Origin of the sequence: Roseixanthobacter glucoisosaccharinicivorans (assembly GCF_043195095.2) — a bacterium.
Taxonomy (GTDB): domain Bacteria; phylum Pseudomonadota; class Alphaproteobacteria; order Rhizobiales; family Xanthobacteraceae; genus NCEH01.
Genome location: NZ_CM195538.1, coordinates 1,412,755 through 1,425,775 on the forward strand (window position 1 = coordinate 1,412,755; position 13,021 = coordinate 1,425,775).

General features: G+C 68.7%; 12 protein-coding genes. 3 read left to right on the forward strand and 9 right to left on the reverse strand.

Translation table 11 applies throughout. From position 1 onward, the window contains the following. Positions 1-10: 10 nt before the first annotated feature. Positions 11-487 carry a DUF1810 domain-containing protein gene (locus V5F78_RS06240; RefSeq protein ID WP_394069193.1) on the forward strand — a complete coding sequence of 159 codons (477 nt, stop codon included), beginning with the start codon at positions 11-13 and terminating at the stop codon, positions 485-487. A 9-nt stretch (positions 488-496) separates the two neighbouring features. Here the strand turns inward: V5F78_RS06240 and accC are convergent, their stop codons facing one another. The 5 genes from accC to V5F78_RS06265 form a co-directional block, all read right to left on the reverse strand. Further along, entirely contained in the window at positions 497-1,861 is a 1,365-nt protein-coding gene (gene accC / locus V5F78_RS06245; RefSeq protein ID WP_394069195.1) for an acetyl-CoA carboxylase biotin carboxylase subunit, read from the reverse strand. Positions 1,862-2,027: 166 nt separating this feature from the next. After that, positions 2,028-2,501, reverse strand: coding sequence for an acetyl-CoA carboxylase biotin carboxyl carrier protein (gene accB, locus V5F78_RS06250; RefSeq protein ID WP_394069566.1), 474 nt, complete (start codon positions 2,499-2,501; stop codon positions 2,028-2,030). 64 nt (positions 2,502-2,565) lie between these two features. After that, positions 2,566-3,009 (reverse strand): type II 3-dehydroquinate dehydratase, encoded by a 444-nt coding sequence (gene aroQ, locus V5F78_RS06255; protein WP_394014991.1) that lies wholly within the window; start codon positions 3,007-3,009, stop codon positions 2,566-2,568. A gap of 162 nt (positions 3,010-3,171) precedes the next feature. Continuing rightward, positions 3,172-3,936 carry a DsbA family protein gene (locus V5F78_RS06260; protein WP_394069197.1) on the reverse strand — a complete coding sequence of 255 codons (765 nt, stop codon included), beginning with the start codon at positions 3,934-3,936 and terminating at the stop codon, positions 3,172-3,174. A gap of 25 nt (positions 3,937-3,961) precedes the next feature. Further along, positions 3,962-5,398, reverse strand: a complete 1,437-nt coding sequence (locus V5F78_RS06265) for a M48 family metalloprotease (RefSeq protein ID WP_394069199.1) — start codon at positions 5,396-5,398, stop codon at positions 3,962-3,964. 280 nt (positions 5,399-5,678) lie between these two features. Between V5F78_RS06265 and V5F78_RS06270 the strand changes: the two genes are divergently transcribed. Then, complete coding sequence (locus V5F78_RS06270; protein ID WP_394069201.1) at positions 5,679-6,854, forward strand: pyridoxal phosphate-dependent aminotransferase; 1,176 nt, start codon at positions 5,679-5,681, stop codon at positions 6,852-6,854. Here the strand turns inward: V5F78_RS06270 and rsmD are convergent, their stop codons facing one another. Together rsmD and V5F78_RS06280 are read right to left on the reverse strand one after the other, a co-directional pair. Then, positions 6,855-7,403 carry a 16S rRNA (guanine(966)-N(2))-methyltransferase RsmD gene (gene rsmD / locus V5F78_RS06275; protein ID WP_394069203.1) on the reverse strand — a complete coding sequence of 183 codons (549 nt, stop codon included), beginning with the start codon at positions 7,401-7,403 and terminating at the stop codon, positions 6,855-6,857. Between the two features lie 285 nt (positions 7,404-7,688). Continuing rightward, positions 7,689-9,926 carry a pseudouridine synthase gene (locus V5F78_RS06280; RefSeq protein WP_394069205.1) on the reverse strand — a complete coding sequence of 746 codons (2,238 nt, stop codon included), beginning with the start codon at positions 9,924-9,926 and terminating at the stop codon, positions 7,689-7,691. A gap of 66 nt (positions 9,927-9,992) precedes the next feature. On the opposite strand from V5F78_RS06280, the gene V5F78_RS06285 reads away from it, so the two are divergent. Next, entirely contained in the window at positions 9,993-10,421 is a 429-nt protein-coding gene (locus V5F78_RS06285) for a nucleoside deaminase (protein WP_394015173.1), read from the forward strand. Between the two features lie 219 nt (positions 10,422-10,640). On the opposite strand, the gene V5F78_RS06290 is transcribed toward V5F78_RS06285, so the two are convergent. Both V5F78_RS06290 and purD read right to left on the reverse strand, forming a co-directional pair. Next, positions 10,641-11,540, reverse strand: a complete 900-nt coding sequence (locus tag V5F78_RS06290; RefSeq protein WP_394069207.1) for an alpha/beta fold hydrolase — start codon at positions 11,538-11,540, stop codon at positions 10,641-10,643. A gap of 95 nt (positions 11,541-11,635) precedes the next feature. Further along, positions 11,636-12,892: a phosphoribosylamine--glycine ligase gene (purD, locus tag V5F78_RS06295; protein WP_394069208.1), complete on the reverse strand. Its 1,257-nt coding sequence runs from the start codon at positions 12,890-12,892 to the stop codon at positions 11,636-11,638. Between the last annotated feature and the right edge of the window lie 129 nt (positions 12,893-13,021).

Here is a 13,021-nt window from a genome sequence, read left to right on the forward strand (position 1 = left end):
AGGAGGGCGCATGGCAGAGGACAGATTTTCGCTCGACCGCTTCGTGGAGGCGCAGGCCGGCGTGATCGAGCAGGCGCTGGCCGAGCTTCGGGCGGGCCGCAAGCGCAGCCATTGGATGTGGTTCGTGTTCCCGCAGATGCGCGGGCTCGGACATTCGCCCACAGCCGAGTTTTATGGCATCGCCTCGCTAGCGGAAGCGCAGGCCTATCTCGCGCACCCCGTGCTCGGTGCTCGCCTCATCGCCTGTACGCAGGCGGTGGCGGCCCATCAGGGGCGCAGCATTTCAGCCATTTTCGGCACGCCCGACGATCTGAAATTCCGCTCTTGCATGACCCTGTTCGCCAAGGCGGCGGGGGCAGGCGAGGCCGAGGCGGGCGACAGCGTGTTCAGCGCCGCGCTGGAACGGCATTTCGGCGGGCAGCCGGACGCGGGGACGCTCGCCCTGCTCGGGTCCGATGGAATGGCCGGGCGGTCGGCCCGGCCATGAGCCTGGCGCTCAGGCCGCCGGCTTGTCCGCGCCCTCGCCCTCGGCCAGGAAATGCTCCAGCCAATGGATGTCGTACTGGCCTTCCGCGATGTCGTGGGTGCGCACCAGCACGCGAAACAGGGGCAAGGTGGTGTCGATGCCGTCCACCACGAACTCGTCCAGCGCCCGGCGCAGGCGGTTGAGGCACTCCGCCCGCGTCTTGCCGTGGACGATCAGCTTGCCCACCAGCGAATCATAATGGGGCGGAATGACATAGCCCTGGTAGGCGTTGCTATCGACCCGGATGCCGAGGCCGCCCGGCACGTGATAATGGGTGATGCGGCCGGGCGAGGGGCGGAAGGTGCTCGGATGCTCGGCATTCACCCGGCATTCGATGGCATGGCCCTCGATCACCACATCCGATTGCTGGATGGTGAGCGGCTCGCCGGCGGCGACGCGGATCTGCTCGTTGATGAGGTCGATGCCGGTGACCATTTCGGTCACGGGATGCTCCACCTGGATGCGGGTGTTCATCTCGATGAAATAGAACTTCCCGTTCTCGTACAGGAACTCGACCGTCCCGACGCCGAGATATTGCAGCTCGCGCATGGCCTTGGCGACGGTTTCGCCGATTTCCTCACGCTGCGCGGGGGTGAGCGCCGGGGAGGGGGCTTCCTCCCACACCTTCTGGTGCCGGCGCTGGAGCGAGCAATCGCGCTCGCCGAGATGCACCGCATGGCCCTTGCCGTCGCCGAGAACCTGGATCTCGATATGGCGCGGGGTGGAAAGGTATTTTTCCAGATAGACCGCGTCATCGCCAAACGCGGCCTTGGCCTCGGTGCGGGCGGTGGAGAGCGCCGTGGAAAGATCCTCCTCGGTCATCGCCACTTTCATGCCGCGCCCGCCGCCGCCGGCCGCCGCCTTCACCAGGACCGGGAAGCCGATCTCCTTGGCGACGCGGTGCGCCTCCTCGTCCGAATGGATGCCGCCTTCCGAACCGGGCACCACGGGAATGCCGAGCCGCTGCGCGGTGCGCTTGGCCTCGATCTTGTCGCCCATGATGCGGATATGCTCGGCCTTGGGGCCGATGAAATGGATCTTGTGGTCCGCGAGGATCTCCGCGAACCGGGCGTTCTCCGCCAGGAAGCCGTAGCCGGGATGCACCGCGTCCGCGCCCGTGATCTCGCAGGCGGCGAGCAGCGAGGGGATGTTGAGATAGCTCTCGCGCGCGGCGGGCGGGCCGATGCACACGCTCTCGTCGGCAAGGCGCACATGCATGGCGTCGGCATCGGCGGTGGAATGCACGGCGACGGTGGCGATCCCCAATTCCTTGCAGGCCCGCAGGATGCGCAAGGCGATCTCGCCACGATTGGCGATCAGGATTTTCTGGAACATCTGAGGATGCCTGCTTTCACCTGAAACTGGTCTTCAAACTGATCTAGGGCCGCCCGGTGCGGGCGGTCCCCTTCGGCTCTCCCGCGTGGCGCGGCCTCGCGCCGCACACGGTGGAACCGAGGCTCGACGAACGCCGGCCGGGCGAAATGCGCGCCGCAGCGCGCGCTCACTCGATGACGATCAGCGGCTCGCCATATTCCACCGGCTGGCCATTCTCCACCAGGATGCGCGTCACAGTGCCCGCGTGCGGGGCCGGGATGGCATTCATGGTCTTCATGGCCTCGATGATCAGGACCGTCTGGCCTTCCTTCACCACCGTGCCCAGCTCGACGAACGCGGGCGCGCCCGGCTCGGAGGCGCGGTAGGCGGTGCCGACCATGGGGGAGGACAGCACGCCCGGATGCTTGGAGAAATCGGTCGGCGCTGCCAGCGGCGCGGTTTCCGCGGGTGCCGGGGCGGCGGCATGAACCGGCGCATAGCCCTGGGCGGGCGCGGCGATCGTGACGGCGGCGGGGGTGCGCACCACGCGAATGCGCAGCGCGTCCTGCTCCACCTCGATCTCGGTCAGGTCGGAGTCCGACAGAAGCTTGGCGATTTCGCGCACAAGCGCGGTGTCGATTGGGGGGTTGCTGGGTTTCATCATGGTCCTGCGATCGTGTGGCCTGGGCGGCCGCACAAGGGCTCCTTGCGGATGTTCGTGCGGGTCATGCGGGTTTGGTCCGGCCCGCGGCGAGGGCCGCGATGCCGAGCACGTAGCTCTGCGGGCCGAAGCCGCAGATCACCCCGCGCGCAACCGGGGAAATATAGGAATGGTGGCGGAAGTCTTCGCGAGCGAACACGTTGGAGAGGTGCACTTCCACCGTCGGCACGCCGCAGCCGCCGATGGCGTCGCGTACTGCAACCGAGGTGTGGGTGTAGGCCGCCGCGTTCAGCACGATGCCGCAGGCGCCGCGCGCCTCCTGGATATGCTCCACCAGCGTGCCCTCGTGGTTCGTCTGGCGAAACACGAGGTCCAGGCCATGGCTTTCGCAAGCGGCACGGCACAGCGCCTCGACGTCCGCGAGCGTCGCGGCGCCATATATCGCGGGTTCCCGCGTGCCGAGCAGATTGAGATTGGGTCCGTTGAGGACGTGGATGGTATCGGGCATCCGTGACCGTTCAGCCGTGAACCCGGCCAAGCCGGGCCACGGGGTTATAGGGGTCCCGGTGCGACATGAAAAGCGCCGTTGCGCGCAATACACCGCCGAAGCGCGCCGCGCGGGGGCGCGGCGCGCGGTTCAGGGGCGATCCGGCGCGAAAAAGCTGGTGCCTCAATTGGCGACCGGCTTGCGCACTGCGTCCACCGCGCTCTTCAGCTTGTCGAAGCCGACCGCGCCCACGATCACGTCGTCGCCGATGATGAAGCTCGGCGTTCCGTTGAGGCCGAGCGCCTGGGCGATCTTCATGCTTTCATCGAGCGTCGCGTTCAGCTCTGGCGAGCTGGCCTGCTTCTGGATCAGTGCCAGGTCGATGCCGACCTCCTTTGCCGCCGCGAGCGCGCGGGCGCGGTCGGCCTGGCCCTTGCCGCCGAGCAGGGCTTCGTGGAAGGCCAGATACTTCTCCGGCGCCACCATGCGCACCGCCACGGCCACCTGCGCGGCTTCGACCGAGCCCGGGCCGAGCACCGGGAATTCGCGCAGCACGATCCTCAGGTTCGGATCCGCCTTCATGAGAGCGTTCATGTCGCTCAGCGCGTGTTTGCAATAGCCGCAATTGTAATCGAAGAACTCGACCAGGGTGACGTCGCCCTTGGGATTGCCGACCACGACGCCGCGCGGGCTGTTGAAGACCAGGTCCTTCATCTTCGCCAGCGCATCCTTGCGGCCGGCGCTTTCCGCCTGCTGCTGGCGGCTTTCCAGCACCGTGATGGCCTCTTGGAGCACTTCCGGATTCTTCAGCAGATAGTCGCGGATGATGGGGCCCATCTCCGCCTTCTCGGCGTCGGTGAAGGCGGCAGCGGGCGTGACGAAGCCCAGAGCCGGCGCGAGCGCGGCGAAGGCGGCAAGGGCGGCGCGCGGGCCAAGGCGGGACAGCATCGAAGTCTCCAGTCAGTATCGGCGTCTATTGACGCTGGGCGGTGGCGGGCGGCTTGAAATTGACGATGTCGTCGGATTTCAGCCAGCCTGGGGTACCATGGGGAAAGCGTGTGCGGGCGCGGGCGGCGAGTTCCCGCGCGGTCCTGAAATCGCCGGATGCGAAGGCGGCCTGCGCCGAAGCCAGGTCGGCATTGGCGAGATCGCCCTTGCGCCCGTAGGCCTGCGCCAAGGAGCGCCATCCCGTGGCGGAATTGGGGTCGCGTTGGGTCGCGAACGACAATTCGCGGATCGCCTCGTCCGTATAGGCCGGATTGCCCGACTCGACGAGCGCCTGACCGAGCATGGCGCGGATCAGCGGATTGCCGTTGGTCATGCTCACCGCCTGCTTCAGCGGCGGCACCGCCTGGCCGGCGCGGCCGGCTTCCAGCAGCGCCTGTCCCTTCAATTCCAGGAAATAGGGATTGGACGGCTGCTTGGCGACCAGCGCGTCGATCTTGGCCACCGCATCGTTCACATTGCCGAAGCGATAGGCGGAAATGGCGCGGGCATATTGTGCGGGCAGCGATGTGTCATTCAGCGGATAGCGCCGGTAGACCACGTCGGGCCGCTCGATGAAGCCAGTGAGTTTCGCCCGCATCATGTCGTGACGGGCCTGAAGGGCAGGGGGATCCTTGGTGTTGTAATAGGGGCTGGCCTTGGCCAGTTCCTCCAGCGCCGCGATGCGCTCGCGCGCCATGGGGTGGCTCAGCAGGTAGGGGTCGACACGCTGGCTGATGAACAATTGCTCGTTCTGGAACCGCTGGAAGGTCTCGATCATACCCTTGGCGGACTGATGGGTGGCGTTGAGATATTTCACCGCCGAACGGTCGGCCGCCTGCTCCTCGCCGCGCTGGTAGGAGAGGAGCGAGCGGCGGATCATCTCCTGCGGCGCGGTGATGGCGCCGGCGGCGGCGCTGCCGAGGCCGCTTGAGCCGGTGGCCGCCCCCGCCGCTACACCGGCGCCTGCCAGCAGCATCGCGACAATCGCCATGGTCTGGGCGCCGGCGATCTGCTCGCGCATGCGCGCCAGATGCCCGCCGGCGATATGGCCGGTTTCATGGGCGAGGACGCCGATGATCTGGTTCGGCGTCTCCGAATCCATCAAGGCACCGACATTGACGAAGATGCGCTTGCCGTCGGCCACGAAGGCATTGAAGGCGCGATCGCCGATCAGCACGACTTCCACATTCTGCTGCGCCAGCCCCGCCGCCTTCAGCACCGGGCGCGTGTAGTCGCGCAGCAGGTCCTCGATCTCGGCGTCGCGGATGATCTGGGAGCGCGGCTTGGCGCTGCTTTCCTGTGCGTGCACAAGAGGCGTGCAGAACAAGGCGGCGGCCAGGAGAGCAAGGCCATGGCCGCACGCCCCGGCAAGGCGCTGTGCGGTGCCGGACACAGGACGGGAAGGACTGGCCGTCAAGCTCATCGAACGCGCGTGCTCTCTTTCGCTTTGATCCGAAGGCGCCCTGCCCATTACCCTGCCGGCGAGCCACGCACCGGGCGCCGTATGGCAACCTGCACCATGGCCACCTGCACCCTTGGCGGACGCCGGCCGACACGGTACGAAACGAAGGAACACGGGCCGGCGGCTGCGGTCAATGCACCCCCGTTCACGTTGGGGCGACGAGCCCCTTACCCAACGCGCGATTGCGGCGAGAGCACGGCGGCGCGCCACGGCAAAAACGCCCGCAGGGCAGGATTGGATCATGGGTCTCGCCTCCGATTTCGAGTTTGCCTCCCGCCGCAGCGCAGTGGCCCCCTTCATCGTCATGGACGTGATGGAGCATGCCGCGCGGCTGGAACGGGCGGGCGCGCGGGTGATCCATCTGGAAGTCGGCCAGCCGGCCGCCCCCGCCCCGCTCACGGCGCGCACTGCCGCAGCGGCATTTCTTCAGGCGGGGCAGGTGGGGTACACCGCCGCGCTCGGCATTCCTACGCTGCGGGCCCGCATCGCGCGGCATTATGGCGAGGTGCATGGCCTTGCGCTCGATCCCGAGCGGGTGGTTGTCACCAACGGCTCGTCCGGCGGCTTCATCCTCGCGTTTCTCGCTTTGTTCGAGGCCGGTGACCGCGTCGCCATCGCCGCGCCGGGCTATCCGCCCTATCGGCACGTTCTGTCCGCGCTCGGCTGCGAGCCGGTGCTGATCGAGACTCGGGCCGAGGACCGATTCGCCCTGACGCCCGAAAGCCTGATCGCCGCGCATCGGGAAAAGCCGCTCAAGGGCGTGCTGGTGGCGAGCCCCGCCAATCCCACCGGCACCATGATGGACCGGGAAGCCCTCACGGCGCTGATGGCCTGCGCCCGCGATCTTGGCCTGCGCTTCGTCTCGGACGAGATCTATCACGGCCTCGACTATGCGTTTCCCGCCGTGAGCGCGGCCGAGATCGCCGAGGATGCGGTGGTCATCAATTCCTTCTCCAAATATTTCTGCATGACCGGCTGGCGCGTGGGCTGGATGGTGGTGCCGCCCGGCCTGTCGCGCACCATGGAGCGGTTGCAGCAGAATTTTTCCATCTCGGTGCCGACGCTCTCGCAGGTCGCCGCCGAGGCCGCCTTCGACGGGCGCGCGGAGATGGAGACGGTCAAGCACGGCTATGAGGAGAACCGCCGCATCCTGGTGGAGGGGCTGCCGCGCGTGGGGCTGCACCATTTCCTGCCCGCCGACGGCGCGTTCTACCTCTATGCGGACGTCTCCGCCTTCACCGGCGATTCGCACGCCTTCGCCTCGCGCATGCTGGATGCGGTGCATGTGGCGGTGACGCCGGGTGTGGATTTCGACCCGTTCCGAGGCCGTCAGTTCCTGCGCTTCTCCTATGCCGGCTCCGCGAGCGACATGCGCGAGGCAGTGGAGCGCGTGGGCGCGTTCCTCAAGGCCGAATAATCAGGCGGAGAGGAAGGTCAGCTCGGTCTCGTCATACCGGCGGCGCTCCAGCTCGCTGAAGCCCTGGGGCGCCACGAAGGCGCCGGCCTTCTCTTCCACCACCAGCAGGGCGTCCGGCGCGAGCCAGCCGCCGGTTCGCGCCGAGGCCAGGGCCAGCTCGGCCAGGCCCTTGCCATAGGGCGGATCGCAGAACACCAGCGAATAGGGCTCGCCCGGCCCCAGGGCGCCGAGCTTGGTGGCGTCGCGGCGGAAGATGCGCGTCACCCCGGTGAGGCCCAAGGTTTCCACATTCGTGCGGATGATTGCGCGCGGCTCCACCGCATCCTCCACGAACAAGGCGAAGGCGGCGCCGCGCGAGAGCGCTTCCAGGCCAAGCGCGCCGGTGCCGGCGAACAGGTCCAGCACGCGCGCGCCGTCGGCCGCGTCGTCATAGGCGTGGGCGAGCACGTTGAAGAGCGCCTCGCGCAGCCGGTCCGTGGTGGGCCGGGTGGCGCTGCCGGACGGGCTTTTCAGAGCCCGTCCGCGATGAAGGCCGCCGACGATGCGCATGCTGCATCACCCTTGAATCTGCGCCTGGAGCGGTCCGGGCGAAGTGGACATCGGATCGCGTAATGAGAACGCGTGTGTACAATGAGGCGAAGTGTTTCCCTAGAATGCGACAGGGGGAAACCTCTAGGACGGATCGACAGTCAGCGGCGTCGGGGTCGTCGATGCGCCTGGTGGCAGGTGCACGCGATTCGACCGGGTGTCATCTTTTGCGCGTCATGGCCGGGACAAGCCCGTGCACGACGATGCTCTGCTTCGACGGCGCCAACCCCTGACTATAGATGAGTCCTAGTCCCGTTTGCGCGGGCCGGAAGGCTTTCCGCGCGGCGCGCCGCCGGGACGGGCACCGCCCTTCGGGCCGCCGAAGCCGGGACGCTTGGGGCCGCCAGGGCCCGCCTTGCCGCCGGGGCGGAAACCGGTGCGCTCACCACCTTCCGCGGCACCGGCGCGCGGCCGGCCACCGGCGAATCCGGGCTTGCCGGCCGGACGCTCACGCGCCGCGCCTGCACCGAATCCGCCGCGCGGCTTGTCCGTGCCATGGCCGCTGCGGGGTTTGCCACCACCGAAGCCGCCGCGCTCATTGCCCTCGCGCGGCGGGCGATCGCCGAAGCTGCCTCGGCCTCGCGGGGCGTCGGGCCGTTGGGGACGCGCGCCGGAAAAGCCCACGTCATCAGAACTGCGTCCGCGTTCGGGAAAGCCGCCGCCGCGCGGGCGCGGGCTGCGGCCCGGCTCGTCGCGGCGCGGGGCGCGCTCGGGCCGGTCAGCGCTGAAGGGCTTCGGGCGCTCCGCGCGATCCGAGCGGAACCCGCCCGGCTTGCCGGCGCTGCCTTCGCGGCGGGGCGGGCGCTTGTCGTCATAGGCCGGGCGGTCATCACGGCGGGGGGCGCGCTCCGGCCGGTCGGCACTGAAAGGCTTCGGGCGCTCCGCGCGATCCGAGCGGAAGCCGCCCGGCTTACCGGCGCCACCCTCGCGGCGGGGCGGGCGCTTGTCGTCATAGGCCGGGCGGTCGTCACGGCGGGGGGCGCGTTCAGGCCGGTCGGCACTGAAGGGCTTCGGGCGCTCCGCGCGATCCGAGCGGAAGCCGCCCGGCTTGCCGGTGCCGCCCTCGCGGCGGACGCCGCGTTCGGCACCGTCAGGGCGGCCACGGCCGAAGATCGGCTTATGCGGCGAAGCGCCAACCCCCTCCCGGCGCGGACCGCGTGCGGGCGCGCCGTCGCGGCTGTCCTCGCGTTGGAAACGGGCCGGGCCGCGCTTGGGGCCTCCGTCCTCGGAACGGGCCGCACGCGGACGCTCCTCGTCGCTCCTGAAACGACCCTCGGGCCGCGACGGGCGGGCGCCGAATTTCTGGCCCATGGCGGGGCGTGCGGGCCGGCGAGGGTCGGAACGCTCGGCAAAGCGCTCGTCCTGCGGTTCGGGCACGAAGCGTTCCACCTTCACCTGCCGGCCCTTGCGGTCGGCGACGGTTCCGGCGCTGACGGTTTCGCGCTCGTCCTTGCGGCGGCTGCGTACACGGAACGCACCGCCCTCGGTGTCCCCATCCCCATGGGGATGGCGCGAGCGGCCGCGATGTTCGATTTCCGTATCGTGCCGCACGGCCACGGTCTCGCGGCGCGTGGGCCCACGGCGGACCGGGCGATCGTCCAGATCCTCGGGGCGCGGCGTGAAGCGCTGGGCTTCCTCCATGGCGCGCTCGAACAGGGGCGCGTCGAAATCCACCCCGGCGGCGGCGGAAAGTTCCTCGCCCAGCTGGTCGCGCAGGATGCGCGTGCGCACCTCCTCGATACCGTTCTCGGGCACGTCGCCCAGCTGGAACGGCCCGTAGGACACGCGGATCAGCCGGTTCACGCGCATGCCGAGGGCGGCGAGCACGTTGCGCACTTCGCGATTCTTGCCCTCGCGCAGCGAAACGCTGATCCAGGCATTGGCCCCCTGCACGCGGTCGAGCGTCGCTTCGATGGGGCCGTATTCGATGCCTTCCACCGTGATGCCGCCCATGAGCGCGTCGAGCTTGGCCTGGTCGATGGCGCCATTGGCGCGCACGCGATAGCGGCGCAGCCATCCGGTTTCCGGCAGCTCCAGCGCGCGGGCGAGCCCGCCGTCATTGGTGAGCAGCAGCAGGCCTTCCGAATTGAGATCCAGCCGCCCCACGCTGACGAGGCGCGGCAGGCCCTTCGGCAGGATTTCAAACAGAGTGGTGCGGCCTTCCGGGTCGCGGTTGGTGGTCACCACGCCCTTGGGCTTATGGTAGAGGTAAAGACGGGTGCGCTCGCGCTCCGGCAGCGGCTGGCCGTCCACCTGGATGGAATCCTTCTCCGTCACGGTGAAGGCAGGGCTGGTGAGGACGATGCCGTTGACGGCGATCCGCCCGGCCTCGATCCAGGTTTCGATCTCGCGCCGCGAGCCGAGGCCTGCGCGTGCGATCACCTTTGCGACGCGCTCGGCGTCATTGGTCTTGGGCTGCGGCAACGCGCGCTTGTCGCGCGGGACGCGGTTCTTGTCCTTGCGGGGAGGTTGTGTACGGGGCATGGAAGGCCGATAGCACGAACCGTGCGGCGACACGAGGTGCAGGAGCGCGGGTTGGGCGAGACTTTCATGCAGATGGCGCTCAATGAGGCGCGCGCGGCGGCCGAGCGGGGCGAGGTTCCGGTCGGCGCGGTTCTGGTGCGCGGCTCGACCGTGGTCGCCCGCGACGGCAACCGCACGCGCGAATTGGCCGATCCCACGGCGCATGCGGAAATGCAGGTGCTGCGCGCCGGGGCCAAGGTGCTCAGCGCCGAGCGGCTGTTGTCCTGCGATCTCTATGTGACGCTGGAGCCGTGCGCCATGTGCGCGGCTGCGATCTCATTCGCCCGCATCCGCAGGCTGTATTATGGCGCGCCCGACCCCAAGGGCGGCGCGGTGGAGAGCGGCCCGCGCTTTTATACCCAGCCGACCTGCCATCACGCACCCGAAGTCTATGGCGGCATCGCCGAGCGGCAGGCGGCGGACGTGCTGCGCGCGTTTTTCAAGGACCGGCGCTGAGGCTGTCGGGAGTTTGGCCGGTTCTGCGCTTATTTCCTGGCATATTCCCCCTCCCTAACCCTCCCCCGCAAGCGGGAGAGGGGACTGTGGTGGGATCGCGGGAAATACGCGGCCAAAAAGAACGCGCCCGCTCCCTCTCCCGCTTGCGGGGGAGGGCAGGGGGAGGGGGCAGGGGGAGGGGGCAGGTCTTGCGAGACCCCCGCAGCCCATGCCGCGCCTTTAGCCCAGAAAGCCCTGCAGCGCCTTCAGCGTCGCCGCGGGATTTTCCTCGCACAGGAAATGCCCCGCCTCCACGGCCTGTCCCTCGATCTTCGGCGCGAACACCCGCCACGCGTCCAGCGGGGTGACGCCCCGGCTCGGAATGCCGTGGGCGCCCCAGATCGCGAACACCGGACATTCGATCACCCGCCCGGCGGCAAGGTCGGCTTCGTCATGGGCAAGGTCGATGGTGGCGCCGGCGCGATAATCCTCGCACATGGCGCGGATATGGTCCGGCGAGGCGTAGGCCGCGCGATAATGGTCGAGCGCGCGCGCATCGAAGGCGGAGAGGTCCTTCGCCGCGGTCCAGCTTGCCAGCGTGTGGTCGAGATAGAAGCGCGGATTGCCGCCGATCAGGATTTCCGGCAGCGGATAGGGCTGGGCGAGGAAGGCCCAGTGATACACCTGGAGCGCGCGCGCCCGGTCCATGCCGTGCCACATGGCGAGCGTCGGCACGATGTCCAGCACCGCGAGCCGGTCCACCCGCCCGGGGGCATCGAGCGCCAGCCGATAACCGACGCGCCCCCCGCGATCATGCCCCGCCAAGGAGAAATGGGCATGGCCGAGGCTCTCCATGAGCGAAACCAGGGCGGCGCCGGTGGCGCGCTTGGAATAGGGCGCATGGTCCTTGCCCGGTGCGGGCGCCGCGCTCCAGCCATAGCCCGGCAGGTCGGGAATGACGAGGCGATGGGTTTTCTCCAGCTCTCCCGCCAGGCGATGCCACATCACGCCGGTCTGCGGATAGCCGTGCAGCAGAAGCAGCGGCGGCCCCTCACCGCCGACCCGCGCGAACAGGCGGCCGGCGGGCGTGTCCACATTGTGGGACGAGAAGCCGGGAAACAAATCGGCGAGATCAGGCATGGTCATGCTCCGCGCGGGGAGGGCGGCACTGGGAGCGCCGAAGGTGGCACGACCGGACGGGTGGGGCCAGAGCCCCCCGCTGGCGCGAGCGCCACTCAGTCCAGCGCGCGCCAGCCGATATCGTTGCGATAGAAGCCGTCCGGCCAATCGATGCGGGCGGCGGCGCGATAGGCCCGGTCGCGCGCTTCGCGCAGGGTGTCGCCGGTGGCGGTGACGTTCAGCACGCGCCCGCCGTTGGAGACGATCTTGGCGCCCGACCGCTTGGTGCCCGCCTGGAAGACGATCACGCCCTCTTCCTTTTCGGCGTCCTCGATGCCGCGGATCTCCGAGCCGGTCTGGTGCGGGCCGGGATAGCCGCGGCTGGCGTAGACCACCGTGATGGCGCTCTTGGACGACCATTGCGGCGCGGCGCCCGCGAGTTCGCCGTGGGCGGCGGCGTTGAGCAAAGCGAGGAGATCGCTCTCCAGGCGCGGCATCAGCACCTGGCATTCCGGATCGCCGAACCGGCAATTGTATTCCACCAGCTTCGGCCCGCTCTGCGTCAGCATGAGGCCGGCATAGAGGATGCCGCGATAGGGGTTGCCCTCAGCCACCATGGCGCGTGCCGTGGGCACGACGATTTCCGCGATCGCGCGTGCTTCCAGCTCGGCGGTCAGCACCGGGGCCGGGGAATAGGCGCCCATGCCGCCGGTATTGGGGCCGAGATCGCCGTCGAAGGCGCGCTTGTGGTCCTGGGCGCTGCCGAAGGGAATGACGGTCTCGCCGTCCACGAGGCAGAACAGACTGGCCTCCTCGCCCTCCATGAATTCCTCGATCAGCACTTCCTGCCCACCGCCGGCGAACACCTGGTCGATGGCGGCGATCGCCTCCTCCACCGTCAGCGCGACCACGACGCCCTTACCGGCCATCAGGCCGTCCGCCTTGATGACGATGGGGGCGCCCTCTGCGGTCACATAGGCCCAGGCGGCTTCCGGCTTGGTGAAGCGCGCAAATGCAGCGGTGGGAATGCCGTGGGCGCGGCACAATTCCTTGGTGAAGAGCTTGGATCCTTCCAGGCGCGCAGCGGCGGCCGTGGGGCCGAAGGCGGGGATGCCGGCCTCGGTCAAGCGGTCCACCAGACCCGCCACCAGGGGCGCCTCGGGGCCGACGACCACCAGTTCGATGCCGTTCTTCATGCACCACGTCACCAGCGTGTCGTGGGCGGAGAGCGCTATGCCTTCCACCAGTTCGGCAAGGTCCGCGATGCCGGGATTGCCGGGCAAGGCATAGAGCTGACTGATGCTAGGGCTCTGCGCGAGCTTCCAGGCGAGGGCATGCTCGCGGCCACCGGAACCGAGCAGAAGCACATTCATGCGGCGTCATCTCCCTTTTTAACTTGGCTATCGGCTTGCGCGCTTCCAAACAAGGGGGGAGGCATTGCGCTCGCCGCATATGAGATGATGCCGCTATGCTCTTGCCAAGATCATATGCAGCGATGTGAG